Source organism: Paenibacillus sp. 1_12, from assembly GCF_900114475.1.
GTDB lineage: Bacteria > Bacillota > Bacilli > Paenibacillales > NBRC-103111 > Paenibacillus_S.
The window spans coordinates 232,392-255,854 of record NZ_FOTE01000010.1; the positions used below are offsets into that span (position 1 = coordinate 232,392).

Below are 23,463 nucleotides of genomic sequence, written 5' to 3' on the forward strand. Positions count from 1 at the left end.
ACGCAGAAAATAGACGTTGAAACAACCGCATTGTCGGGGCATTCACCCATTTTGAGAACCGTCCAATCATTAAGTCACAGACATTCATACCATACAGTAGGCAGGGCGAAAGGAGGGGTCAATATGGGTGTAGTAGCTGGAGTTGGTGGAAGTTGCGGAGGCTATGGCTGGGGCACTACCACAGGCGTCATACTTGTACTCTACATTTTATTGGTGATCATCAGTCGCACATTTATCTAATTAAATGGTTGAACCGCCTCCAAGCAATTCAAAGGCGGTTTTCTTTTTTTTGCCATGAATCTTCATAGCATTTCTTCTATAGTGATTTAATGGAGTCTAATATGGTTAAGAATGAATATGAAGTTGCAAGCATTCTTCAATACGGAAAGGAAGTGTCGATATGCTTTGGACTATTTTTGTAGTGATACTTGTCCTATGGGGCCTTGGCTTTGCGTTTGACATAGCGGGTAACTTAATACATATATTACTTGTTATCGCAGCCATTTCACTTGTATTCAATCTAATCAGCGGTAGAAAAACACGTTAGCCACAAGCATCATCAGTTACGGGATTTAACTTTGCATGATCCAGCGGCTGCTCAATGAGCAGCTGCTTTTTGTTTTTTTTCCCGCTTCGCCACTGCCAGGAAAGCATCCAATTCCACAGCCAGCTGCAGCAGAGCGGCTCGCACCTCAAATTCAACGCGGGTGACCGGCAGCGGCATTTGACGGAATTCATCCTGCAGTAAACGAAGCTTCCCTTCTGACCTGCCCGTGTAATACTCTACTTTGACATCTTCGCTCAGTTCGTCGAATACGGACGCCAACAGCTCGCCGTGAGGCAGCGTCTGGTAAACCTGAGCCACATACTCCAGCATCCGATCAATTGAATCCAAGTGCTGTTTGCGCATATAGAAATAAACCATCCATAAAGCGTCTTCTTGCAATAACGTATTCTCTTGAGAGCGTCTGGCCGTCACAAGTGCTTCCTGTACAAGTTGATGAGCTTCCAATAGCTCACTACCACTCCATACGTGCCCATTATCCCGCAAATGATTGGCAATTTCCGAGAAAATATGAGAAAAACAGATTTCCAATCTAATCCGCATGTCCGATAATTGTTTATCTGCTTTGGGCATATAAACAATATTGATCAATGTAGCGGCGCCCAGACCTACCAGCAGCAAAGAGATCTCATTTGCAATCAGATCGAGACTATACCGTTGTTCGTTAAAGATATGAAACATTACGACAGAGCTGGTGACTATGCCTTCCTTCAATTGGTAGCGAGAAAGGATTGGATATAAGAGGAGAATAAACAGACCGATAACCCAAATCTCAAAGCCCAACAGCCAGAACAACAAAATCGCGACAAAGAGACCGATGCATGATGCTATCAGCCTTTGGAAAGAGGTTTGCAGACCTCTTTTTTTGGTCACATCAACACCGAGGATCGCCAATAAGCCTGCTGCATTGGGAGTATGCAGGCCTAACAAATGAGCTAAATAAATGGCAGCTATGACGGCTGCAGCCGTCTTAATAATTCGAATTCCCATTGAATCCTCCGGTTGTGTATAGAAGTAAAATGACTGTTTTGTTCATAGCCAACACAAATAAAAGATAAGATTATGAAATATCTTATCTTTTATTTGTCGAGGATACAACCTCCATCACAATATCCGACTAAAAGCTGCCTAATATTCACTTTTGATTCTACCTTTTCCCCATCAGCTTTCGTTCGAGAAAGGCTACACCCTGATACATAACAGCAGCCGCTATAGCTATCAGAATGACGCTGCCAATGACCAGCGTAAAATTAAAAACCTGAAAGCCATATATGATTAAATAACCTAGTCCCTCTTTGGAAACGAGAAACTCTCCAACAATCACACCGACCCAGGAAAGTCCGACGTTCACTTTTAATGTTGAAAGAATAGTTGGGTAGGAAGCAGGCAGAATCACCTTTTGAAAAATATGACCGCGTGTTCCCCCGAAAATCCGGATAACCTTAGAGTAGTTGGGATCTACCTCTTTAAAGCTATTTGACACAACAAGCAGCGTAATAATCACGGTCAGAGAAAGTGTGGTTGCAATAATTGCGAACTGTCCTGCACCGAAGGCAACAATAAACAGCGGTCCTAAGGCTACCTTCGGCAAGCTATTAAGCACGACAATATAGGGATCAAGTACACGGGATAAAAAAGGCGACCACCAGATTAAGGCTGCAGCTGCTGTGCCAAACAAGGTCCCCAGTACAAATCCAACAATGGTTTCCCAGATGGTCACTTCCAAATGTATGAGTAAAGAACCATCTATTGCCTTACTATATAGAAGCGCCGCAATCCGGCTCGGATAGCTGAACAATAACGGATCAATCCATTGCAGTCTGCCTGCCAGCTCCCACCAAATCATAAATACGACCAGTATTAATAATTGTGATAATCGGACAATCCAAGTAATCCTCCTTGCATTTTTGCGGAATCGCCCATGCTCCTTCTCGGCTAATTGAGCTGTGTGGCCTGCTTGAGCAATCGCACCGATCTGCTTGGCTGCTTCATCCTTCATCTACAGGATACACCTCCTTCTCCTCAAGATGCTTCCACAACTCATGGAATAGCTCATGAAAACCGGGTTTTTCACGAGCCGTTAAAGGAAGCGCTTCGCGAATCGCCTTGGGTACCTCGATCTCAGTCCTAATTCGTCCCGGATTTGCCTGCAGTACAATAATGCGATCACTCATAGCTATCGCCTCTGTAATATCATGAGTAACGAGAATGACCGTTTTGTTCAAAGCACTGAGTGTACTCGCAACCAAATCTTCCAGCTGCAGCTTGGTCTGGTAATCGAGCGCCGAGAACGGCTCATCGAGCAATAATGTATCGGGTTCTGTCGCCAAGGTGCGTACCAGCGCCACACGCTGACGCATGCCGCCGGACAGCTGATGCGGATAACTGCCGAGGGCATGGGACAAACCCATGTCACTCAGCAGCTGATTCACGATCTCCTTATCCGCAGCTGTTGTTCGTCCCATTAATTCAAGACCAATGGAAGCATTTTCGTAGATGGTAAGCCAAGGAAACAAGTAATCCTGCTGCAGCATATAGCCAACTTTGGAGGTAGGCTGGCTTACAGGCTCGCCTGCGACTGAAACCGTTCCTACTGTGGGTGTCAAAAGCCCACTGATGAGTGAAAGCAACGTTGTTTTGCCGCATCCGCTAGGTCCAATTAAGCTGACAAACTCCCCCTGCTTAACATTGAGGTTCATATGCTCCACAGCAAGAAAGGCGCCACGATTGTTCACATAAACATGAGAAACTTCTTTAAGTACTACTGAATCCAGCAGCATATGCCACCCCTCCCAAAGTTCTTGTATAGCTCACTTTACCGATTTTTTGGCTTGCTCCGCGAATTGATTATTGACCAAGGTCTTATAATCTACACGCTGCTTCAATTCTCCTGCCGCTTGCATAACATCCTGCAGGTTATTCCATTCTTGTTCGTCAATCAGCCCATCCGTTGCAAAAGAGCCTTGATCCTTGTAACGTTTAACCACACTCTGGATAATTTCACTTTGAGTATCTGGAAAATAGGTGCTGATGGTTTTGGAAATATCTTCGATACTCGCAGACTGCACCCAATTCTGCGCTTTTTGTACGGCATTCGTAAACCGCTGAATGGTTTCCTTGTTTTTGTTGATGTAGCTTTGCTTAGTCATAAATGCAGTATACGGGAGCTTACCACTTTCAACGCCAAAGGAGGCAATTACATAGCCTTTTCCTTCCTTTTCCAGCATTGACGCCTGCGGCTCAAATAACTGTACATAGTCTCCTGTACCTGAAACAAACGCCGATGGAATATTGGCAAAATCGATATTTTGGATCAGCTTCAAATCTTGTTTAGGATTAATGCCAAACTTCTTCAAAGTGAATTCGCCCGCCATTTGCGGCATGCCTCCAACACGTTGACCAAGAAAAACACTGCCCTTCAACTGACTCCAATCAAACTTACCTTGCAGAGGCTTGCGTGTAACCAAAAAAGTACCGTCTGTTTGTGTGAGCTGATCGAAGTTAATAACCGGGTCACTACTTCCCTGCTGCTGCACATAAATCGAGGTTTCTGAGCCGACCAACGCCACATCAATACCACCGGAAAGCAGGGCAGTCATCGTTTTGTCTCCTCCAGGAGTTGTGGTAAGTTCCACATCCAGTCCCTGTTCAGCGAAAAAACCCTTTGCGATTGCCACATATTGCGGAGCATAAAAGATGGAACGTGTCACTTCACCGATCCTTACCTTCGTTTTTTCTTCCGCTGTTTTTGGTCCGCATGCCGTTAGAGTCAGTGATAGTATCAGCGTCACGGCAAGTATAATGCCCAAGCATTTCTTGTTCATAGGCCAGTCCCTCCATATTTGTGCTTCTTTTAATGCTATAGAGTATGCTGCTGCCTATAAAAAGGTTAATAAGAACTTATAAGTCTGTTCTTTTGCAAATCACGGGCCAACCTGTGTATGATAAGAAAATATATATAGAGGTTGAAAACAAAGATTATTCTTACATAGTAAGTTTTCTACGAAAACAAAGTGGATGCTTACGAAGTAAGTTTTCTACGAAAACTCTAAGGAGGGGCTCACCATGTCATTTGGCGCAAGAGTATTAAAAACAGGGATTGCAGTGACGTTGTCCCTCTACATCAGTATTTGGCTTCAATTTTCACTTCCGGTTATTGCCGCTGTAGCCGCAATTTTTGCGATGCAGCCATCCATTTATCGTTCATGGCGCTATTTTCTGGATCAAATTCAGACCAACACGCTTGGTGCGGCATTAGCTATGCTTGCAGGTACTTTTTTATCCAAGGAACCGATTGCAATTGGACTCGTCTGCATTCTCGTTATTATGATTTGCTTGAAGCTCAAAATGGAGGAAACGATCGGCCTTACGCTGGTCACCGTGATCGCGGTCATGGAGGCTTCCGGCCAGTGGGACTTTGCCCTTAACCGTTTTTTACTGAGTTTGATCGGAATTGGTTCGGCCTTTTTAATCAATATCCTCTTTTTCCCGCCCAATCCCAAGGAACAAATCGTGAAACAAATTCATACCGTATTTGCCAAAATGTCACTGCTGCTGCGGACAGCGGTTTCTGATGAAATCAGAGAAAAAGTATTTCGGGATGAGCTGAAGGCATTGGAGGACTCATTCAAATCGCTCTCAGCCAAGTATAATTTGTTCGAGGAAGAGCTCAAAAAACTAAAGCGCGCCAAATACAGCACTTCACAGCATTTGGTCGTCTTCAAGCAAATGCTGTCTACGCTGCAAAAGGGTCTGGAAACGCTGGATTCTGTTGAGCAGCACTATTTTAGATCTACACGGAGAGCCGAAACCAATCTCTATTTTGACCACCATTTGGAGAAACTGATCAAATACCACGAGCATGTCCTGCTCAAGTTCGAAAATATGTTAAAACCGGAAATATCTGAAGCCGCAAGAATGGAAGAGGATAACGACAAGTTTATGGAAACCATGATTGCAAGCTATACACAAGGGAACACCGAAGTTTTACGTTTATTTATTGTAGCTGCTGGAATGTACGACTACTGCATACAAATCGCCCGTCTGGATAAGCTGATCGAGCAGTACAATCGCGGACAAGATGAGAAAGAACCACTCGGCGCCCTGTTTTTTTGGATGAAAAAGTAAAGAACTTCTTTTCACCTATTGACGCCGCCACGAAATCGTGGCATAAATATAGTTAGCCGACTAATCAAAAGGGGTGACCCATGGATATTTATACATCCGATTCGCTGCATTACGTGTTTTCCAAGGTAATGCGAACGCATTGGCACAAGATGCATCAGCTTCTGCAGGATCAAGAAGTTTACCCTGGACAGCCTCCGCTGCTATTCGCCTTGAAACGCAAGGACGGTCAAAGTCAGAAAGAGCTGGCTGAGCAGCTGCATATCCAGCCCGCCACGATCACGGTCATGCTTAACCGTATGGTAAAGACCGGCCTTGTTGAACGTCGGCAGGATGATAAGGATCAAAGGGTTTCAAGGGTATATCTCACAGAAAAAGGAAGGCTGGCCCAAACAGAGGTTAAAGAAACATTCCGCGCTATGGATGCTCAATGCTTTGGTAATTTTTCCGAGGAAGATAAGGTGCTGCTTCGCAGATTGATGCTGCAGGTTCATGAGAACCTCACTAACGATTCTTCTGCCCATTGTCCTGAAAAACCCTCCATCCCATCAAGCGATTCCTAAATGGGATCGCAGCATTATTAAGTACAGTTGCTGCAACTACATGAAGAAAGTTTACTATGATTACGAGGAGTTGACACATGCTTAAACTGTTACCTTATTTAAAGCCTTATTGGAAAGCAACCCTGCTGGCTCCCTTGTTCATGCTGCTTGAGGTTTATATGGATCTATTGCAGCCCAAGTACATGGCAAGCATCGTTGACCAAGGTATCCTGACAGGAGACTTAGCTCATATCCAAAAAACAGGTGCACTCATGCTGGGTGTCGCACTGATCGGACTGATCGGCGGTATCGGGTGTACGTTCTTTTCCAGCACAGCTTCACAAAACTTTGGAGCGGATGTGCGAAAAGATTTATTTACCAAGGTTCAATCCTTTTCCTTTGGTGTACTGGATACCTTCAAGGCAGGATCACTTGTCACCCGATTAACGAACGATGTGGTTCAAGTGCAGGGTGTCGTGTTGATGACGCTGAGAATGCTCGTTCGTGCTCCGCTGCTTGCCGTTGGCAGTATTCTGATGGCGATATTAATCAGTCCTCGTCTCGCAATCATTTTGGCGGTTGTCATTCCACTGCTCGTTGTGGTCCTAGTCATCATTATTCGCAAAGGTTTTCCATTATTCAGTAAGGTTCAAAAAAAGCTCGACACCGTAAATACAGTTCTACAGGAAAATTTAACTGGAATTCGTGTAGTTAAGGCTTTCGTTCGTGCCAACTATGAAATAAAGCGCTTCCGCAATTCCAATGATGCTCTGATGGACATCTCGATTAAGGCAACGCGGATTGTCATGCTGATCATGCCCATCATGATGCTCATCATGAATGCAAGCATCGCAGCAGTTATTTGGTTCGGAGGCTTGCAAACGTGGCAGGGTACGATTCAGGTGGGTGATCTGGTTGCTTTCATCAATTATGTTACACAGGTTCTTTTCTCGCTAATGATGGTCAGTATGGTGCTGATGAACGTTTCCCGTGCCAAAGCTTCTGCTGAACGAATTCATGAAGTCATGGAAACCGAACCAGAAATTCAGAATAACGAACAAGCACAAACCAATGTGATCCGCGCAGGTAAGGTTGTGTTTGATCACGTATCGTTCGCTTACAACACTTACACAGACGATAAGCAACTGAATGGCCCTACACGACAGGAAAATGCGCTGACCGACATTAATCTCGTATTTGAACCTGGTCAAACTGTCGCTATTCTGGGCGCAACGGGCTCTGGTAAAAGCTCCTTAGTGAATCTAATCCCAAGGCTTTATGATGCTACGGAAGGAACTGTACGTATTGATGGTATTGATGTCCGTGATATGGATCTGACCCATTTGCGTAGTGAAATCGGAGTTGTTTTGCAGGAAGCTATCCTTTTCACAGGGACGATCAGCGAAAATATTGCTTTCGGTAAACCCGATGCTTCGCAGGAAGAAATTGAAGAAGCGGCCAAGGCGGCGCAGATTCATGATTATATAACCAGTCTTCCTGACGGTTACCAAACGATCATTGGTCAGCGGGGTGTTAACTTGTCCGGCGGGCAAAAACAGCGGGTTTCCATCTCAAGGGCCATTCTTGTCCAGCCTGCCATTCTTATTCTCGACGACAGCACCAGTGCGGTTGACCTTGGGACCGAATCACGGATTCAAAAAGCATTGAAAAATCAAACCAAACGCAGCACACGAATCATTATTGCACAACGGATTTCCTCCGTGCTGGAGGCTGATACAATTGTTGTGCTGGATGACGGTAGAGTCGTCGCTCAAGGCACGCACAAGGAGCTGATGGAATCGAGCCCTGTTTATCAGGAGATTTACAGATCCCAGCTGGGAAAGGAGGCGGTTGTCAGTGGCTAATGATAATAATCGCCAGCGTGGACACGAAGAATCCCCCAGAGGACCTGCGGGTGGACCTCCAGGCGGTATGCCACCTATGGGTATGGGTGGTGGCCCGATGGGCGGCGGTCCCGGACGCGGCATGATGATGCAGAAGGCGCGGGCTAAGAATACGAAGGGAACGCTGCTGCGGCTTTGGAATTATTTGCGGCGTCAGCGGCTTGGTCTTATTGCCATCGTTCTGCTTACACTGTGCAGTACATGCCTGACGCTGGCTGGACCTTATCTTATCGGTATTGCAATCGACCAATATATCATACCCAAGAATTATAGCGGCTTGCTCTGGCTGTGTCTCTCATTGCTTGGTGTGTACGTACTGAGCTCAGCCATGTCGTGGGTACAATTATACGTCATGACCGGAGTATCGCAGCGTACAGTTTGGGAACTGCGCAACGATTTGTTTGCCCACCTGCAACAGCTACCACTCCCTTATTTCGACAGCAAAACACATGGCGAACTCATGAGCCGCACAACCAACGATATCGAGAACGTGAGTAATACTTTAAATCAGACAGTGACACAGCTGCTCTCGAGCTTTTTGACGGTGATCGGGGCAATTGTTTTAATGCTCAGTCTGAACGTATGGCTGACGCTTGTAAGTCTCGTGGTCATACCGATGGCGATGCTGCTTACGAGTCAAATTGCCAAACGGACACGCAAGCATTTTTCCAGTCAACAAAAAAGCCTCGGTGAACTGAACGGGTTTATTGAAGAAACGGTTTCCGGACAAAAGGTTGTCAAAACCTTCAATCGGGAAGCCAAAGCAACCGAGCAATTTCATGCCATCAACTCCAAGCTGCGGGATGTAGGTAGCAAAGCGCAGATTCTATCCGGATTTATCGGCCCTGTAATGAACGTCATTAACAATATCAGCTATGCGTTAGTTGCAACCGTAGGCGGCTGGATGGCATTTAACGGGCTGGTTACGATCGGTGTTATTGTCAGCTTCCTAAATTATTCAAAACAGTTAGGAAGGCCGATCAATGAGCTTGCGAACCAATTTAATATGATCCAATCGGCCTTGGCCGGTGCGGAAAGAGTGTTCGAGGTTATGGATACTCCAACTGAATATGAAAGAACGGACCATAAAGAGAAGTCAGTGCATACAGTCAAAGGCGAGGTTATTTTCAAGGATGTGTCCTTCAGCTACAAAAAGGAAGTTCCGATTCTCAAACACATTTCGTTAACTGCATTGCCGGGGCAGACGATTGCCCTTGTCGGACCTACAGGGGCAGGCAAAACCACTATCGTTAATCTACTCACGCGATTTTATGATATTGATAACGGGATGATCACTATAGATGGTGAGAACCTGCGTAATCTGGAAAAGGACAGCTTGCGCAGCCAGCTCGGTATCGTGCTGCAGGATGCCTACTTGTTCTCGGATACGATACGTGAAAATATCCGATACGGTAGGCTTGACGCAACAGAAGCCGAAATCGAGAAAGCTGCTCAGATGGCTAATGCGGACAGCTTCATCCGCAAGCTGCCTCAAGGCTATGATACCCTGCTGAGCGCTGAGGGCAGTAACCTCAGCCAAGGACAGCGCCAGCTGATTACGATTGCACGTGCCATCCTGGCTGATCCTGCAATTCTGATTCTGGATGAAGCGACCAGCTCTGTGGATACACGAACCGAGATGATCATTCAGGAAGCTATGAACTTGCTGATGAAAGGCCGTACCAGCTTCGTCATCGCCCATCGACTTAGCACCATTCGCGAGGCCGATCTCATTCTGGTTATGAATGGCGGGGAAATTATTGAGCGCGGCTCCCATCAGGAATTGCTAGAGGTTAAAGGATTTTACTACGATTTGTATACGAGCCAGTTTAATAGGGCTGGTTAACCAAAAAAAGCCTTCAGGCCGCTAAACATTGCGGTTGCTGAAGGCTTTTTTTGTAAACTCATGGTTTCATCATGTGATAGCTGCTGCCCAATTATGGTTTAACATCGTAAATCTTGTACATATCGTCCAGCATCAGGTTCGCTGCTTTCACGCCGCCTGATGTATTCCAAGTTGCATCGTTAACTTTGACCAGCTTGTTGTTTTTCACAACATTAAGATTTTTCCAAAGCGGATCGTTCATCCACTCATCTTCCTGCTTCTTGCCTTTGCCATCTCCAACATCATAGGTGAAGTAAAACACTTTATCCGCCGTATTCAGCTCTGTTAAGCGCTCCTTCGTAATATCCTCAAACGATTTTTCATCACTTTTTGGATCGTTCCGTGGAATTCCCATTTGCTTGAAAATGACACCTGTGAACATTTCACCGTAATAATATCTTGTTTTACCACCCATGAAGCGAACTACAGCTACTTTTTCCTTCAGCTTGTCGCCAGCTTTTTGCTTGAAATCATCGATACGCTTATCGAATGCGCTGATGATTTTATCGCCTTCAGCCTTTTTATTCAAAGCGTCAGCATACACTTGAAAGTTGCTTTTCCACTCACCACGAAGCGTTTCTGTGTAAACGGTTGGCGCGATCGCTTTCAACTGCTCGTAAATTTTCTCGTGGCGCATTTTGTTGCCCAGGATTAAATCCGGTTTCAGAGAAGCAATGAGCTCCAGATTCGGCTGTGATTCGCCGCCGATGTTCTTAACACCTTCCATATCCGCTTTTATATGATCATACCAAGGGTTTCCATAATAGGAATCCACCGCGGCAATCGGCTTAACACCTAGAGCGAGCAAGGCTTCTGTCCCCTCATTTGTCAATACGATAACCTTCTTAGGTTGTGCAGGTACTTCTGTCTCACCCATAATATGCTTTATTTTACGTGGACCTTCAGTAGTTGCAGGTGCTGGTGTAGCAGCTGCTCCTTGCTTTGTCCCAGCAGCTGGCTGTGATGATTGTCCGCAAGCAGATAAAACGATGGATAATACAAAAACGATGGCAAGCAGAGCTGCCGATTTGATTCGTAATGAATCATTTCTAGAAAACATGTAGTGGACCCCCTATTTTTCATGCAAAGATGATCGAATTGATAATAATTATCATTTGTCTCGGTTTATTTTAGGGGAAAAACACGCCGCTTGTCAATCTTTTTTTGATAATGATTCTCAAAGTCATTGACAGAGGAACACTAGCCTCATTACAATATACGTAAGACAGCTAATATAAATTTATATTTAACCAACAGCTTAACTTTGACAGGAAGCAGGCAAATGACTGAATGATGCGAAAAGAACTATTAACATCCTCCTTTAAAACCGCAGGCTTGGTAGCTGCCCTACTCTTATTGGCAGTTGCTTTTGTTTGCAGCCTTATGTTCGGCATTAATACCTACTCGTGGGATCAGATTGTTCAGGCTTACTCAGCATTTAATGGGTCAAACGAACACATCATTATCCAGACAACCCGTATGCCACGAGCCTTAATCGCAGCACTTGTCGGCGGAAGTCTGGCAGTTGCGGGAGCTTTGATGCAGGCCATTACTCGCAATCCACTTGCGTCCCCAAGCATTTTTGGCGTCAATGCCGGAGCCGCTTTTGCTATAGTGCTGGCAGTGGTGTTTTTTAATGTCACCAATCTGACACAATATACATGGATCGCTTTTTTCGGAGCGGCGGTAAGTGCCGGTGGTGTATATCTATTGGGCTCAATTGGGCGCGATGGCTTGACACCTATCAAAATTACATTAGCAGGATCCGCGATGACAGCTTTCTTCGCATCCTTGACACAGGGCGTACTTCTCTCCAATGGCAAGGCATTTGATCAGGTACTGGTGTGGCTGGTCGGTTCGGTTGCAGGACGTACGATGGAGATGTTTGATTCCGTCTTCCTTTATATGCTCGCTGCATTAATCGGCGCTATACTGCTCGCTCCTCACATAAATGTGTTGGCGATGGGGGACGATGTTGCCAAGGGACTTGGACAAAGTACCATATTTATTAAATCAGCCGCAGCGATTGTCATTGTTGTACTTGCCGGAGGCTCGGTTGCTCTCGCAGGTCCGGTTGTATTCATCGGCATTATCATTCCACACATTGCTCGCTTTCTGGTTGGCGGGGATCATCGGTGGCTTATCCCTTATTGTGCCGTTCTCGGGGCGCTGCTGCTCGTGAGTGCCGATGTCGGTTCCCGTTTCATTGCTATGCCAAAGGAAGTACATGTTGGTGTGACAACAGCTTTGATCGGTGTTCCTTTCTTTGTTTATATTGCTCGCAAAGGAGGGCGCTTCTAAATGACTACATCCAGCAAATATATAACAGTTCGCGGCAAAGCGTATTCGTATCTCGTCAGTAAAAAAGCGATACTCGTATCTATAGCACTCCTCATTGCCGTCATTGTAATTTTTATTCTGAGTACAGGTATCGGCAGTGTATACATATCACCCATACAGGTCATTCGCTCCATATTTGGGGTGGGTGAAGACTCCAATATGATGATTGTTCGTTCTCTTCGGCTTCCACGTATTGTTATAGCTGTATTGGTTGGCGCATCGCTGGCGGTAGCTGGCGCACTGTTGCAAGGGGTTATTCGTAACCCGTTAGCCTCTCCTGATACCATAGGTATTACTGGAGGAGCTACACTCGGGGCCGTCTCTTTCTTTTTTTTCTTTTCTGATAAAATCAGCATTCATCTACTCCCGGTTTTTGCTGTGGCTGGAGCCTTTACATCCGCGCTAATCGTTTATGTATTATCCTGGAAGCAAGGCGTCACACCACTGCGACTTGTTCTGATCGGAATCGGTTTCTCGGCGGCAATGAGTGCTCTATCGTATATGATGATGATTTCAGGTCCCATTATTCTCGCCAATCAGTCCATGACGTTCATGACAGGCAGTGTGTATGGCGTGTCATGGGCCAAGTCTGTGATACCTCTGCTGCCATGGGTTGTTGTTCTGCTGCCGCTGATGTTCGTGTACTCACGACATATTAATATTCAGGAGTTCGGTGAGGACATAGCCCGCAGTGTGGGCAGTCACGTTCAACGCCAAAGATTCCTGCTATTGATCTTCAGCGTCGCACTCGCGGGCGCGGCTGTTGCTTTCGGAGGGGCTATCGGATTCATTGGACTGATGGCACCGCATATTGCACGTAAGCTTGTAGGTCCAAGCTTTGGCGCTTTGCTGCCGGTTTCCGCGCTGATGGGAGCCATCGTATTACTGGTAGCTGATTTAATCGGCAGAACGATATTTTCGCCGCTCGATATTCCCGCAGGTGTGTTTACGGCTTGTATCGGCGCTCCATTTTTTGTTTACCTGCTCTACCGTACACGTAACCGTTAGTAAGCATATTGCTGGAAGCACCTGAATTATTTAACCATACGGCTTTAATATAAGGAGATCTGAACATGACGGCTATTCAATCCAAGGATTTGAGTCTATTTTACGGGGACACATGCATTTTCAAAGATCTCGACATAGCCATTCCAAAAGGAAAAATCACCGTGTTTATCGGAAGTAACGGCTGCGGCAAGTCTACGCTGCTCCGGTCGCTTGCAAGGCTGCTCAAGCCTAAAAGCGGGCAGATCGTACTGGCAGGCAGTGACATTGCTACACTTTCAACCAAGGAGGTAGCCCGTCGCATGTCCATTTTGCCGCAGGGACCTTCCGCTCCGGAAGGATTAACTGTCCTTCAGCTCGTGAAGCAAGGCAGGTATCCGTATCAAAACTGGCTGCAGCAATGGTCAGTTGAGGATGAAAAAGAAGTCCGCCGCGCTTTGGAATTAACCCATATGGATACATTGTCCGAGCGTACCGTCGATTCGCTATCCGGTGGACAGCGCCAGCGTGCCTGGATTGCCATGACATTGGCTCAAGGGACACCAACCATTTTGTTGGATGAGCCTACAACTTACCTGGATTTGGCTCATCAGATTGAAGTATTGGACCTTCTCTACGATTTGAACCAAAAGGAACAAAGAACCATCGTGATGGTCCTGCATGATATTAACCTTGCCTGCCGTTACGCTCATCATGTGGTAGCGATCAAGGATAACAAGGTGTATGCAGAAGGACACGCAGATCAAGTGATTAACGAGAAGCTGATGCTGGATGTATTCGATCTGCCCTGCCAAATTATTCAAGACCCTTTGTTCCAGACTCCATTAGTTGTCCCTTACGGTAAAGGCGTTAAACCGATTCATCAACAGTTAGCGCCTGTGGGAGTTAATTGAACGATAATGAACCGAAACCAATAACAAAAGCCGATCAAAAGGAGTATATGTCCTTTTGACCGGCTTTTCTTTATTTGATCTTGCTTAACTAAACCGTTTCTCACAGCTTGTAAATGTCTCCGTACTTTTGCTGGAAATAGTCGACCAAATAATCAGGGTTCAGTTCTTCTCCTGTAACTTCAGTAATAATTTCGGTCGGCGTGAGCAGCTTGCCATGACGATATACTTTTAAAGCCAGCCAATCTTTGATCGGAATCAGGTTCCCTGCCTCCAATAAGCCATCGAAATCCGGCAGCTCCTTGCGGATCGTCCGCATCATTTGTGCGGCATACATATTTCCCAGCGCATAAGATGGAAAATAACCAAAGGCTCCGCCTGACCAATGAACATCCTGCAGTACCCCTTCTCCATGATGAGTTGGCGCTACACCCAAATAATCCCGATATTTCTCGTTCCATACTTCTGGCAAATCAGCTACCCGAACCGACTCGCTAAATAGCTCTTTCTCAATTTCATAACGGACCATAATATGTAAATTATAAGTCAGCTCATCTGCCTCAATACGAATCAATGAAGGCTTAACCTCATTGGTAGCCCGATAGAAATCCTCGACTCCCACAGAGTCAAATTGCCCCGGATAATGCTTCTGCACATCCTGATAATATCGATTCCAGAATGAGCGGCTGCGTCCGATCATATTTTCCCAAAAGCGCGACTGCGATTCATGAATCCCCATCGAAGTGCCACTGCATAGCGGTGTGCCGATTAGATCTGATGAAATATTTTGCTCATACAAGGCATGGCCGCCTTCATGAATCGTTCCGAATAAAGCACTGTTCACATCATCCAGCAAATATCGTGTTGTGATCCGCACATCGCCCGGATTTAAACCCGTTGCAAAAGGATGCACTGTTTCATCGAGTCTCCCCGCATCAAAGTCATAGCCCATCTGTCCCAAAATAAACAAGCTGAATTTTTTCTGCTGCTCTTTATCAAAGATCTGCTTCAAAAATCCAGTTTCGGGCTTATGCTTGGAGGCTTGAATGGCACTGAGCAAAGGCACTACCTTCTGACGTAATGCGCCAAATACCTGATCCAGCTTCGTTACAGTCATTCCAGGCTCGTACATATCAAGCAAAGTGTTATATTTGTGACCCTGATAACCCCATAATTCGATAAATTCCAGATTCGTTGCGACGATCTTCTCCAGATATGGCTGAAACATCGCATAATCAGAAGCATGCTTGGCCTCTTCCCATACGGATTCAGACTGAGAGGTCAATACTACATAATCCTGATATTTTTGCGGAGGAATTCGTTTGCTTCGGTCATAATCCTTTTTGCATTCTGCAACAATCTTGCGTTCGACGTGGCTCAGTCTGGCATCCTGCTCTGGTTCTGAAAAGTAATCAAGCCATTCTCCCATCTCGCTAGCCACCGACATTTTGAAATGCTCTCCGGACAGCACGCCGACGACTTCGGAGCGGGTTGCTATCCCTTTCTTGGGAGCGCCCGTGCGCATATCCCAGTAAATCAGTCCTATTGCTTCCTCATAGCTTTTCATTTTTTGGAGATACTGCTTGAAATCGTTTAAATTGTGTTCAAATGGTTTGGTTGTCATAGATCTTCCCCCTTTATTCAAGTTTATATTGATCATACTTCTTAAGTAAAAGAGAAGCAAACCCATTGCGATTGTGGTAAAATATATGGATGTACAATTGATGTCCCATCTTACGAAATCAGTTAAGCTTCACAAAACACGATGGAGGAAACCCTATGCATATTACATTTACGGATGAAGCTGTCCAACAAATTAAACAAAAGCTCCCTCCTGGTTCAGGCGAGCTCAAACTCGTATTTGATTCAGAAGGATGTGGCTGCTCAGCCAATGGAGTGCCTTCTTTGTGGATCGTAGACAAACCCGAAGAGCATGATTTGCGAGCAGACGGCTCACCTTTTGAATTATGGTATGAAAAGAAACAAGAAGTATACTTCGAAGACTACATGACACTAGACTATCGCAGTGCAAACAGGAGCTACGTCCTGAAAAGCAAGGGACAAATTTACAACAGCCTCATGCAGTTGACGGATAAAAGAGAAAAAAACTAAAAGATTACGGATATACGATAGACCTTACAAGGTTAGTCTGCACACAATCAATTGGAGGGGTACCATGGATTCACTAATGTCGACCATTATTAACCATAATCAAGATTTTGTTAAAAATAAAGATTACGAACAATATCTTACAACCAGATTTCCCGATAAAAAGATGGTTATTGTTACTTGTATGGATACACGATTGACGGAGCTGCTGCCGCGGGCTATGAATCTGCGAAACGGTGATGCCAAGATTATTAAAAATGCCGGTGCCGTCGTTACTCATCCATTTGGAAGTATAATGCGAAGTATTATTGTTGCTGTTTATGAGCTCCAAGCTAAGGAAATCTTTGTTGTGGGCCATCATCAATGCGGTATGATCGGTCTTAACGCACCCGAGGTTCTGGAGAAAGCCAAGGAGCGCGGAGTCACCCAGGAAATGATCGAAACTCTACATCATGCAGGTATCGATCTGGCAAGATTCCTGAGAGGTTTTGATGATGTTCAAGACAGCGTGCTCAGCAGCGTAAAGCTGATTCGCAACCATCCTTTACTGCCCAAAAATCTGCCGGTTCACGGGTTAATCATCGATCCAGAAACCGGAAAGCTGGATGTGGTTGATAACGGATATGAATGGGAAACGACTCCCTGAACAACAATCATTACATGCTAAAAGACTGTCGGCGTGATTGGCCTGACAGTCTTTTTAACGTTCCGGTGTTGGTTCCTTCCTGATCTTCGCTTGCAGGAGATCAATGAGCTGCTGCTCTACATTTTTACCGTTACCGAACCCTCCTGATGCAGGCGGCGGGTGTGGCGGGTTACCGTGGGTACCCTCCTCTGCTGCTTGAGCTGGTGACTTTCTCCCAAATTCAGCATCTCGTTCTAGCTGTCGTCGTGCTTCGAACTCATGAATCATGGCCTCACGTTCCTCGATACTCGAAGGATCTTTTTTCTTGAATTCCCTCATGTTTTGCTCCTTGATACGAAGACGTTCCTGAAATTCGTTGACAAATTCCTTCTGTCCGGCTGTGAGCTGCCCGATAATGAGTTGTTGATCCGCTAGTTCCAGCTCACCGACTTGACTATTGCGTACGACCATCGGAAGCAGTTCTTTAGCTTGCTTGATGCTTAATCCTAAATTTTCACGTCGATCCATTTGAATTAAGCTTTGAAATAAAATAACCATTTGCCGTTCAAATGTATTCTGGATCTCGTCCCTTTGAATGACGGCTTCTGGGATGGTGAGGCTGACCGGTGCTGGATTGATGCACCCGTTTAACAACATAATCAGGCTGATGCCAATCCATCGCATCCACCGATACCCCATTAGATCCCTCCTTAAATTTTCTTAGAAAATCCACTTGTAACAAGTTACGCAGCTTTGATCTGTTATCAACAGCATATAGCGCAATTTCGATGAAACTATGAGAGATTTGTGAATATTATGTAAAATCTTATTGCTGTGTGTACGAAGAAACACTATTGGTTTTGGAAATTTTTAAAGAAGCTAATTATGAAAACTACTTAGCAGGGATCTACATCATGGGCTGTATGGGAATCGGAATGCAGTGGAATCTATGAAACTGAACAAATATGAATAATATGGATCGAGAGTTCATAGATTGATAAATTCGGGGAAATATTCATTTTGTGGCAAGCCGTTACTTCTTTTCGTGGAAATATTAGGGGAACAGAGCTGTACAACGTTGAAACCGAAGAGAAGCGAGCATGATGACTAATTGCCATCATGCTCGCTTAATGGAAATGACAGTTTAAACTCGGTTCCTACGCCTACCTCACTTGCCACCTCAATCGTACCCTTCATCCCGTTAACCAGATGCTTGACGATGGTAAGCCCAAGCCCTGTTCCCTCCGAACGGGATATCCGCGAATGCTCGGCTTTATAAAAACGCTCCCAAATCCGCTGCAGCTCATCGCCCGATATGCCTATACCCGTATCAAGTATATAAATCGTGCCGTGACCCTCTTCTTCACATACGCAGACTGTGATCGTGCCCCCGGATGGAGTGAATTGAATTGCATTATGCAGCAGATTTTGCAATATTTGTGCAAAACGATCATCATCCAAATCGGACACGATCGGATGATACGTCTCATCTGGAAGCTGCTCGAGCAGGGAAATTTTTTTATCAGCAAGGGTGGGCTTGATCAGATCCAGCACTTCTCGGGTTTTACCAACGATATCCATGGGATAAGTGAGAAAGACATCCATGCCATTCTGAATTCTTGCCAGATCCAGCAAATCATTAACAAGACGCTGCAGGCGCTGTACCTCGTAATCGCATATTTTTAAATAGTGACCGTATTTTTCCTCGGGAATAATTTTGTCGTTCATCGCGATGATAAGCCCTCGCAGTGAAGTTAAAGGTGAACGCAGCTCATGAGATACATTAGCCAAAAACTCCTGTCTTGCATCCTCCCAATTCACCAGCTGATCGACCATAAAATTAAAGCTGCTGGCCAGCTCCCCGACCTCGTCCTTGGAGGTTACTGGCACCCTAACCGTAAAATCTCCACCTGCCAGCTCCAGTGCCGCCCGGTTCATCTGCTGCAAAGGGCCTGCCAGCTTGCGGGAGAGCATATACAAGATCAGACCTACCGTCAATAGCGAAAATAATAAAGGGACCACAATGTTCCAACGAACCGCAGCCAGCGCTTCACTGACCTCAATGGCAGGCACGTTCAAGAAAATAACGATGGGCTTTCCATTCAGCTGCGAGGGAGCATAGTAGGTCAACGTCCCACTTCGCTCCCGAACATCCAGCTTGTATTCCCCCGCAACAAAGCCTGACTGCCCCTTCAGGCCATCGATAAACATCGTGTCCACAACCTTGGGAATCAACGTACCTTCACGCTCTGATGAGCCGTTGAGGATCATCCCTGAGCTATCAACAAGCCATATTTGACCGTTTATGCTGCGGGCGATAATCCGTACACCAAAGCGCATTTCTCGTGTTGAAATCGTTCCTTCTTGAATAGAAGGCAGCAGCTTGGCGACTTCACCGAAGCGGGACGAGAGCATTTCTTTTTTATCCTTATAAAATAAATCCGTAAAGTAGTAATTCCAGAACAAGGCCAGTCCCACAAAAAATAAAATACAGGTGACCAGAAAGGTTAAGAAAATCTTGATATAAAAGCTGCTGAACCATGGTTTACGCATGCTGCATAACCTCGAATGAATAGCCAATCCCCCAGAGGGTTTGAATCGCCCAGTCTGAGCTGGCGCCAAGCTTTTTACGCAAATTTTTGACATGAGCATCTACCGTACGTGTGCCACCGCTAAAATCAAAGTTCCACACATACCCAAGTAAATCCTCGCGTGAGTATACCCTTCCTGGATTCGAAGCCAGAAAATAAAGCAATTCGATCTCCTTAGGGGTCAAATCGACCCGTTTACCCTCCAATGTGACCTTATATTGACCTGGATCAATCACCAGCTTTCCCATACGCAGTAATTTATCACGATCCGGCTCGGCGAGCGCGTTCGTTGCCGTATTTTGCTGCTGTGTCCGGCGCAGTACGGCTTTGATTCGGGCTATCAGCTCGTTAGGATCAAACGGTTTCACAATATAATCATCGATACCCAGATTAAAGGCTCTCAGCTTATCAATCGACTCGCCCTTAGCCGTGAGAAAAATGATCGGGGTATGCGCCAAAGCTCCCGTTTCATTGCGAATGCGGCTGCACAGCTCGAAGCCGGAATGATCCGGCAGCATGACATCCAGAAGCACCAGATCAGGCTGCTGATGTCTCACCGTTTGCAGCACCTCTCCACCCCGATAGGCGATGATCGGCTCGTAACCTGCATGCTCCAGATATAACCGGATTACTTCAACAATGTTGGGTTCGTCATCGACGATCATAATTTTCCCATGCTTAAATTCTTTGCTCATCCTTTGTCCCTCTTTGTTAACAGTTTCAGCTGCATGCTGCGCTCTCGCTCTAAAATAACGGATGAACGATCCCGCAGTGTATGCTTATGGATAAGTTGAGTGTTGCTAAGATCACTGGGGCTAAGCCATGTCAATTCATTCCTGCTGCAATGCTGCAAGCAGAGTGCCTCCAGCTGCGAGTCTGCAAGCGGGATGTCCAAGTCCTCGTATTGACCATTTTCGAGTGTCTCCAGTACCTCCAACCGCTGTGTCAGTCTTGCGCGAAAAGCCTCTGGATCGATTCCCAACTGAGTCATATCTGTATCTCTCAGCATCTTGAGCGCACTGCGCAGCATTTTCACAGCTCCCGCATGATTATGCCTGCGCCAGTGGTATAAGGAAACGGCAACTTGTATGAGTCCCACATAGGTCGAACCCAATACATCACCGGGATGTTCCTTCCAGTACTCTTCCAAAACCTCATGACATTCAAAATAATCTCTTTCCGAATGAAAGTGTATCAAATAATTAATATAAGCCTGTGGATATTTCAGCATACCGACAACCGCCTTTTCCATACATCCGTCATAGCCATAGCTATAGATATTCTTATTGTATCAAGAAGCCCCGAAAACGGAAACTATTGATTCTATTTTACGTGCCAGAATGGCTCTTAATCCGGAATTATTTGCCTTTCTATTATTTTCCTCGCAACTTCTAGGTGCTATATTGCGTTTAATAGATTAGTAACTAGTAGAAAGAGGCTGATGCATTTTGAAGCGCAACACCGTTCTGGTCATATCCATATTGGCGCTGCTCCTCACTTCATCCGGTTCGGCTCTTGCCGCAGATAAAACGTCCAAATATCGGGTTTATCAGGATGACCGTATTTTAGTAGAGACCTCCGATTATAGCACTGCCGAGAATTACGCCAAGCAATTTACAAGTACTCATGTCGAGGAAATCAGCTCACGAAAATGGCTGTGGAACAATTATCCCCGATATAAGATATATCAAAATGGGGTAAGCAGCACCTCCTGGGAATTTGCCACTCTGGATCAAGCGGTTCGTGAAGCATCGAATTGGGGACACGCCAGTATTCGCGATCTTCGTTCAGATGGTTGGGTCTGGAATAACTATCCACAGTACCGCTTATATCAAGGTGATATCACGCTAGACTCATGGGAATTTACTAGTTTGGCCCAAGCCAAAGCCGAGGCCGGTAAATGGAGTAATGTACATATCATCGATCTTCGTGATCACCAATGGATCTGGGATAACATTCCGGAATCCAGCAAGAATGAGCTTCGCGCTGGCCCTAAGGTGTATCAGGTATATCAAGGCAAATCGACGCAGGACAGCTGGACCTTCGCCTATTTGGAGGATGCCGTACGAGAGGCTGCCCAGTGGGGAAATTCCAGCGTTGTCAGAACGGATAAGAATAACCAAACCATTTTATCCAATGAAAAAAATTATAAGGTTTATCAATATGCATCACTGCTGAATTCCTTTCTTAGTCTTGATGATGCGATTGCCTACGCAAGGTCTTTTGATCATACCCGTATTTTTCAAGATGCACTACCAAAAAGCATATGGACTAATTATCCGTACTATCAGATTTTTCAAAATGACAACTGGATATCGGACTCATCGATTTTACCGGATGCTGTCAATTACGCGCTTAGCTACAGCAATGCTTCCATCCGATTGCTGGATGATAGCTTCAAGGTTTGGGACAACTTCCGCATGCTGCAGTTCTGGGGCTGGAACGGAAGCTCCAACAATGATACGATTCGCGGACATGTGAACAATACGGTGGGACTGGATGTGGTATCTCCCACGTATTTCACTCTTGCTGATGCGTCAGGCACCTTGACGGATACCTCCAATAAGGACACTGTCGCTTGGCTGAAAGCTCAAAATGTTCGTGTGTATCCTTTAATCAATAATCAGTTTGACGCCGCGTTAACGACCAAATTTTTGGCTGATGCCGGGGCACAAAAAAAGTTTATCCAAGCCTTGGTTAGTAAAGGCAAGCAATTAGGGGTCGAGGGCTTAAACATCGATTTTGAAAGTGTTGCCGGTAAAGATCGCGCAGCATTTACAGCCTTTGTCAAAAATTTAACGGCTGCCGCTCATGACGAAAATCTTAAAATTTCGATCGATTTGCCTCGTGGAAGTGTGAAGTGGAATGCATCGACGGCTTATGATCATGAAAAGCTGGGAGAAACCGTCGATTACATCATCACGATGACCTATGATCAGCATTGGAGAACAGGACCGGAGGCTGGCTCGGTAGCTGGGCTTCAGTGGGTTGATGAAGGCGTTCGAGAGTTCCTGTCTTATGGTATTCCAAGAGACAAGCTGATTATGGGAATTCCTTTTTACGTGCGTGAATGGCAGATCGATGAAAACGGTCAGCTGGTCGATAATCGCGCGCTGCTAATGAAGGATCTGCCTGCATTGATCAAAAGTAAAAAAGCAACTCAAACCTGGGATGAGAAATTCAACCAATACCGGGTCGAATACGAGCAAGATGGAAACAAAAGGGTATTCTGGCTGGAGGATGAGGCTACAGTTAAGGCTCGTCTGGAGATTGCCAAAAAATACGATATTGGCGGTGTCGCAGCCTGGAGACTTGGGTATGATTCGGCCGATCTGTGGAAAATGATGATTCAGGAAAAATAAGACAAAGCCCGCAAGCAACGGTAGTGACCGATGGCTTGCGGGCTTTGCCATGAAGAGAATTACTCAAATTAATGAGGCAGCCAAGTTCAAATTAACCATGCTTCGTATGCTGCAGAGTCTGCACAAAAATTTCTTCGATATGAGAATCATCCAGTGAATAAAAGACGGTTTTTCCGGCTTTACGACGTTTCACGATTCTCATGTTGCGCAGATAACGCAGCTGATGGGATACAGCGGATTGTCCCATTTCGAGCAGCACGGATAAATCGTGAACACACAGTTCCTTTTGAAGCAATGCACCAATTAATTTAACGCGGGTCGGATCACTGAATGCTTTAAACCAATCAGCGAGCTGAACAGCGGAATCCTCATCAATCATCTTTTCTCTGACTTGATTGAGGTCTGCTTCTGAACCAAAGCACGATGATTCACAATCCTCGACGGTACCAAGAGACGGTTCCATTTGATCACACCTTCCAATCCAGACAACTATCCCATCATTATAGCAAAATAATCAAGGG

Annotated in this window: 23 protein-coding genes; 12 read left to right on the plus strand and 11 right to left on the minus strand. The window is 45.6% G+C overall.

The genetic code is table 11. The features are described 5' to 3' along the window. Positions 1 to 123: 123 nt before the first annotated feature. Positions 124 to 240: a YjcZ family sporulation protein gene (locus BM210_RS35410; RefSeq protein ID WP_218184959.1), complete on the plus strand. Its 117-nt coding sequence runs from the start codon at positions 124 to 126 to the stop codon at positions 238 to 240. Positions 241 to 400: 160 nt separating this feature from the next. Then, on the plus strand, positions 401 to 547 hold the full coding sequence (locus BM210_RS34370; RefSeq protein ID WP_143101078.1) for a lmo0937 family membrane protein: 147 nt from the start codon (positions 401 to 403) through the stop codon (positions 545 to 547). Positions 548 to 598: 51 nt separating this feature from the next. Here the strand turns inward: BM210_RS34370 and BM210_RS22050 are convergent, their stop codons facing one another. From BM210_RS22050 to BM210_RS22065, 4 genes are all read right to left on the minus strand, one after another. Further along, a complete protein-coding gene (locus BM210_RS22050; protein WP_091173509.1) occupies positions 599 to 1,555 on the minus strand; it encodes an aromatic acid exporter family protein in 957 nt (318 codons plus the stop codon). Between the two features lie 157 nt (positions 1,556 to 1,712). Next, complete coding sequence (locus tag BM210_RS22055) at positions 1,713 to 2,564, minus strand: ABC transporter permease (protein WP_091173512.1); 852 nt, start codon at positions 2,562 to 2,564, stop codon at positions 1,713 to 1,715. Further along, a complete protein-coding gene (locus BM210_RS22060) occupies positions 2,554 to 3,342 on the minus strand; it encodes an ABC transporter ATP-binding protein (protein WP_371263519.1) in 789 nt (262 codons plus the stop codon). The genes BM210_RS22055 and BM210_RS22060 overlap by 11 nt, the downstream gene beginning before the upstream one ends. 33 nt (positions 3,343 to 3,375) lie before the next feature. Beyond that, positions 3,376 to 4,389, minus strand: coding sequence for an ABC transporter substrate-binding protein (locus BM210_RS22065; protein ID WP_091173516.1), 1,014 nt, complete (start codon positions 4,387 to 4,389; stop codon positions 3,376 to 3,378). A 241-nt stretch (positions 4,390 to 4,630) separates the two neighbouring features. On the opposite strand from BM210_RS22065, the gene BM210_RS22070 reads away from it, so the two are divergent. From BM210_RS22070 to BM210_RS22085, 4 genes are all read left to right on the plus strand, one after another. Continuing rightward, positions 4,631 to 5,692: an FUSC family protein gene (locus BM210_RS22070; protein ID WP_091173518.1), complete on the plus strand. Its 1,062-nt coding sequence runs from the start codon at positions 4,631 to 4,633 to the stop codon at positions 5,690 to 5,692. A gap of 80 nt (positions 5,693 to 5,772) precedes the next feature. After that, positions 5,773 to 6,252, plus strand: coding sequence for a MarR family winged helix-turn-helix transcriptional regulator (locus BM210_RS22075; RefSeq protein WP_091173521.1), 480 nt, complete (start codon positions 5,773 to 5,775; stop codon positions 6,250 to 6,252). A 77-nt stretch (positions 6,253 to 6,329) separates the two neighbouring features. Then, a complete protein-coding gene (locus BM210_RS22080) occupies positions 6,330 to 8,096 on the plus strand; it encodes an ABC transporter ATP-binding protein (protein ID WP_091173522.1) in 1,767 nt (588 codons plus the stop codon). A gap of 67 nt (positions 8,097 to 8,163) precedes the next feature. Further along, positions 8,164 to 9,981 (plus strand): ABC transporter ATP-binding protein, encoded by a 1,818-nt coding sequence (locus BM210_RS22085; protein WP_371263520.1) that lies wholly within the window; start codon positions 8,164 to 8,166, stop codon positions 9,979 to 9,981. Positions 9,982 to 10,072: 91 nt separating this feature from the next. Here the strand turns inward: BM210_RS22085 and BM210_RS22090 are convergent, their stop codons facing one another. Continuing rightward, a complete protein-coding gene (locus tag BM210_RS22090) occupies positions 10,073 to 11,080 on the minus strand; it encodes an ABC transporter substrate-binding protein (RefSeq protein ID WP_091173525.1) in 1,008 nt (335 codons plus the stop codon). A 233-nt stretch (positions 11,081 to 11,313) separates the two neighbouring features. Between BM210_RS22090 and BM210_RS22095 the strand changes: the two genes are divergently transcribed. The 3 genes from BM210_RS22095 (at position 11,314) to BM210_RS22105 (ending at position 14,258) form a co-directional block, all read left to right on the plus strand. Next, positions 11,314 to 12,321: a FecCD family ABC transporter permease gene (locus BM210_RS22095; RefSeq protein ID WP_091173611.1), complete on the plus strand. Its 1,008-nt coding sequence runs from the start codon at positions 11,314 to 11,316 to the stop codon at positions 12,319 to 12,321. Then, positions 12,322 to 13,368, plus strand: a complete 1,047-nt coding sequence (locus BM210_RS22100) for a FecCD family ABC transporter permease (protein ID WP_091173526.1) — start codon at positions 12,322 to 12,324, stop codon at positions 13,366 to 13,368. It begins immediately after the preceding gene. A 65-nt stretch (positions 13,369 to 13,433) separates the two neighbouring features. Then, entirely contained in the window at positions 13,434 to 14,258 is an 825-nt protein-coding gene (locus BM210_RS22105) for an ABC transporter ATP-binding protein (RefSeq protein ID WP_091173529.1), read from the plus strand. A gap of 100 nt (positions 14,259 to 14,358) precedes the next feature. Here the strand turns inward: BM210_RS22105 and BM210_RS22110 are convergent, their stop codons facing one another. Continuing rightward, positions 14,359 to 15,879 carry a carboxypeptidase M32 gene (locus BM210_RS22110; RefSeq protein ID WP_091173530.1) on the minus strand — a complete coding sequence of 507 codons (1,521 nt, stop codon included), beginning with the start codon at positions 15,877 to 15,879 and terminating at the stop codon, positions 14,359 to 14,361. 155 nt (positions 15,880 to 16,034) lie between these two features. On the opposite strand from BM210_RS22110, the gene BM210_RS22115 reads away from it, so the two are divergent. Together BM210_RS22115 and BM210_RS22120 are read left to right on the plus strand one after the other, a co-directional pair. After that, entirely contained in the window at positions 16,035 to 16,367 is a 333-nt protein-coding gene (locus tag BM210_RS22115) for an iron-sulfur cluster biosynthesis family protein (protein WP_091173533.1), read from the plus strand. A gap of 64 nt (positions 16,368 to 16,431) precedes the next feature. Beyond that, positions 16,432 to 17,010, plus strand: coding sequence for a beta-class carbonic anhydrase (locus tag BM210_RS22120; protein ID WP_091173535.1), 579 nt, complete (start codon positions 16,432 to 16,434; stop codon positions 17,008 to 17,010). A gap of 54 nt (positions 17,011 to 17,064) precedes the next feature. On the opposite strand, the gene BM210_RS22125 is transcribed toward BM210_RS22120, so the two are convergent. The 4 genes from BM210_RS22125 to BM210_RS22140 all read right to left on the minus strand — a co-directional run bounded on the left by BM210_RS22125 (position 17,065) and on the right by BM210_RS22140 (position 20,811). Next, on the minus strand, positions 17,065 to 17,688 hold the full coding sequence (locus BM210_RS22125; RefSeq protein ID WP_091173538.1) for a hypothetical protein: 624 nt from the start codon (positions 17,686 to 17,688) through the stop codon (positions 17,065 to 17,067). Between the two features lie 408 nt (positions 17,689 to 18,096). Beyond that, positions 18,097 to 19,542: a sensor histidine kinase gene (locus BM210_RS22130; protein ID WP_091173541.1), complete on the minus strand. Its 1,446-nt coding sequence runs from the start codon at positions 19,540 to 19,542 to the stop codon at positions 18,097 to 18,099. Beyond that, positions 19,535 to 20,275: a response regulator transcription factor gene (locus BM210_RS22135; RefSeq protein WP_091173543.1), complete on the minus strand. Its 741-nt coding sequence runs from the start codon at positions 20,273 to 20,275 to the stop codon at positions 19,535 to 19,537. Before BM210_RS22135 ends, BM210_RS22130 begins: the two co-directional genes overlap by 8 nt. Continuing rightward, positions 20,272 to 20,811 carry a DUF309 domain-containing protein gene (locus BM210_RS22140; RefSeq protein ID WP_091173545.1) on the minus strand — a complete coding sequence of 180 codons (540 nt, stop codon included), beginning with the start codon at positions 20,809 to 20,811 and terminating at the stop codon, positions 20,272 to 20,274. Before BM210_RS22140 ends, BM210_RS22135 begins: the two co-directional genes overlap by 4 nt. A 217-nt stretch (positions 20,812 to 21,028) precedes the next feature. Between BM210_RS22140 and BM210_RS22145 the strand changes: the two genes are divergently transcribed. Continuing rightward, the gene (locus BM210_RS22145) at positions 21,029 to 22,942 is read left to right on the plus strand and encodes a glycosyl hydrolase family 18 protein (protein ID WP_091173547.1); all 1,914 of its coding nucleotides are present in this window, start codon (positions 21,029 to 21,031) and stop codon (positions 22,940 to 22,942) included. 91 nt (positions 22,943 to 23,033) lie between these two features. On the opposite strand, the gene BM210_RS22150 is transcribed toward BM210_RS22145, so the two are convergent. Next, the gene (locus BM210_RS22150; protein WP_091173549.1) at positions 23,034 to 23,405 is read right to left on the minus strand and encodes an ArsR/SmtB family transcription factor; all 372 of its coding nucleotides are present in this window, start codon (positions 23,403 to 23,405) and stop codon (positions 23,034 to 23,036) included. Between the last annotated feature and the right edge of the window lie 58 nt (positions 23,406 to 23,463).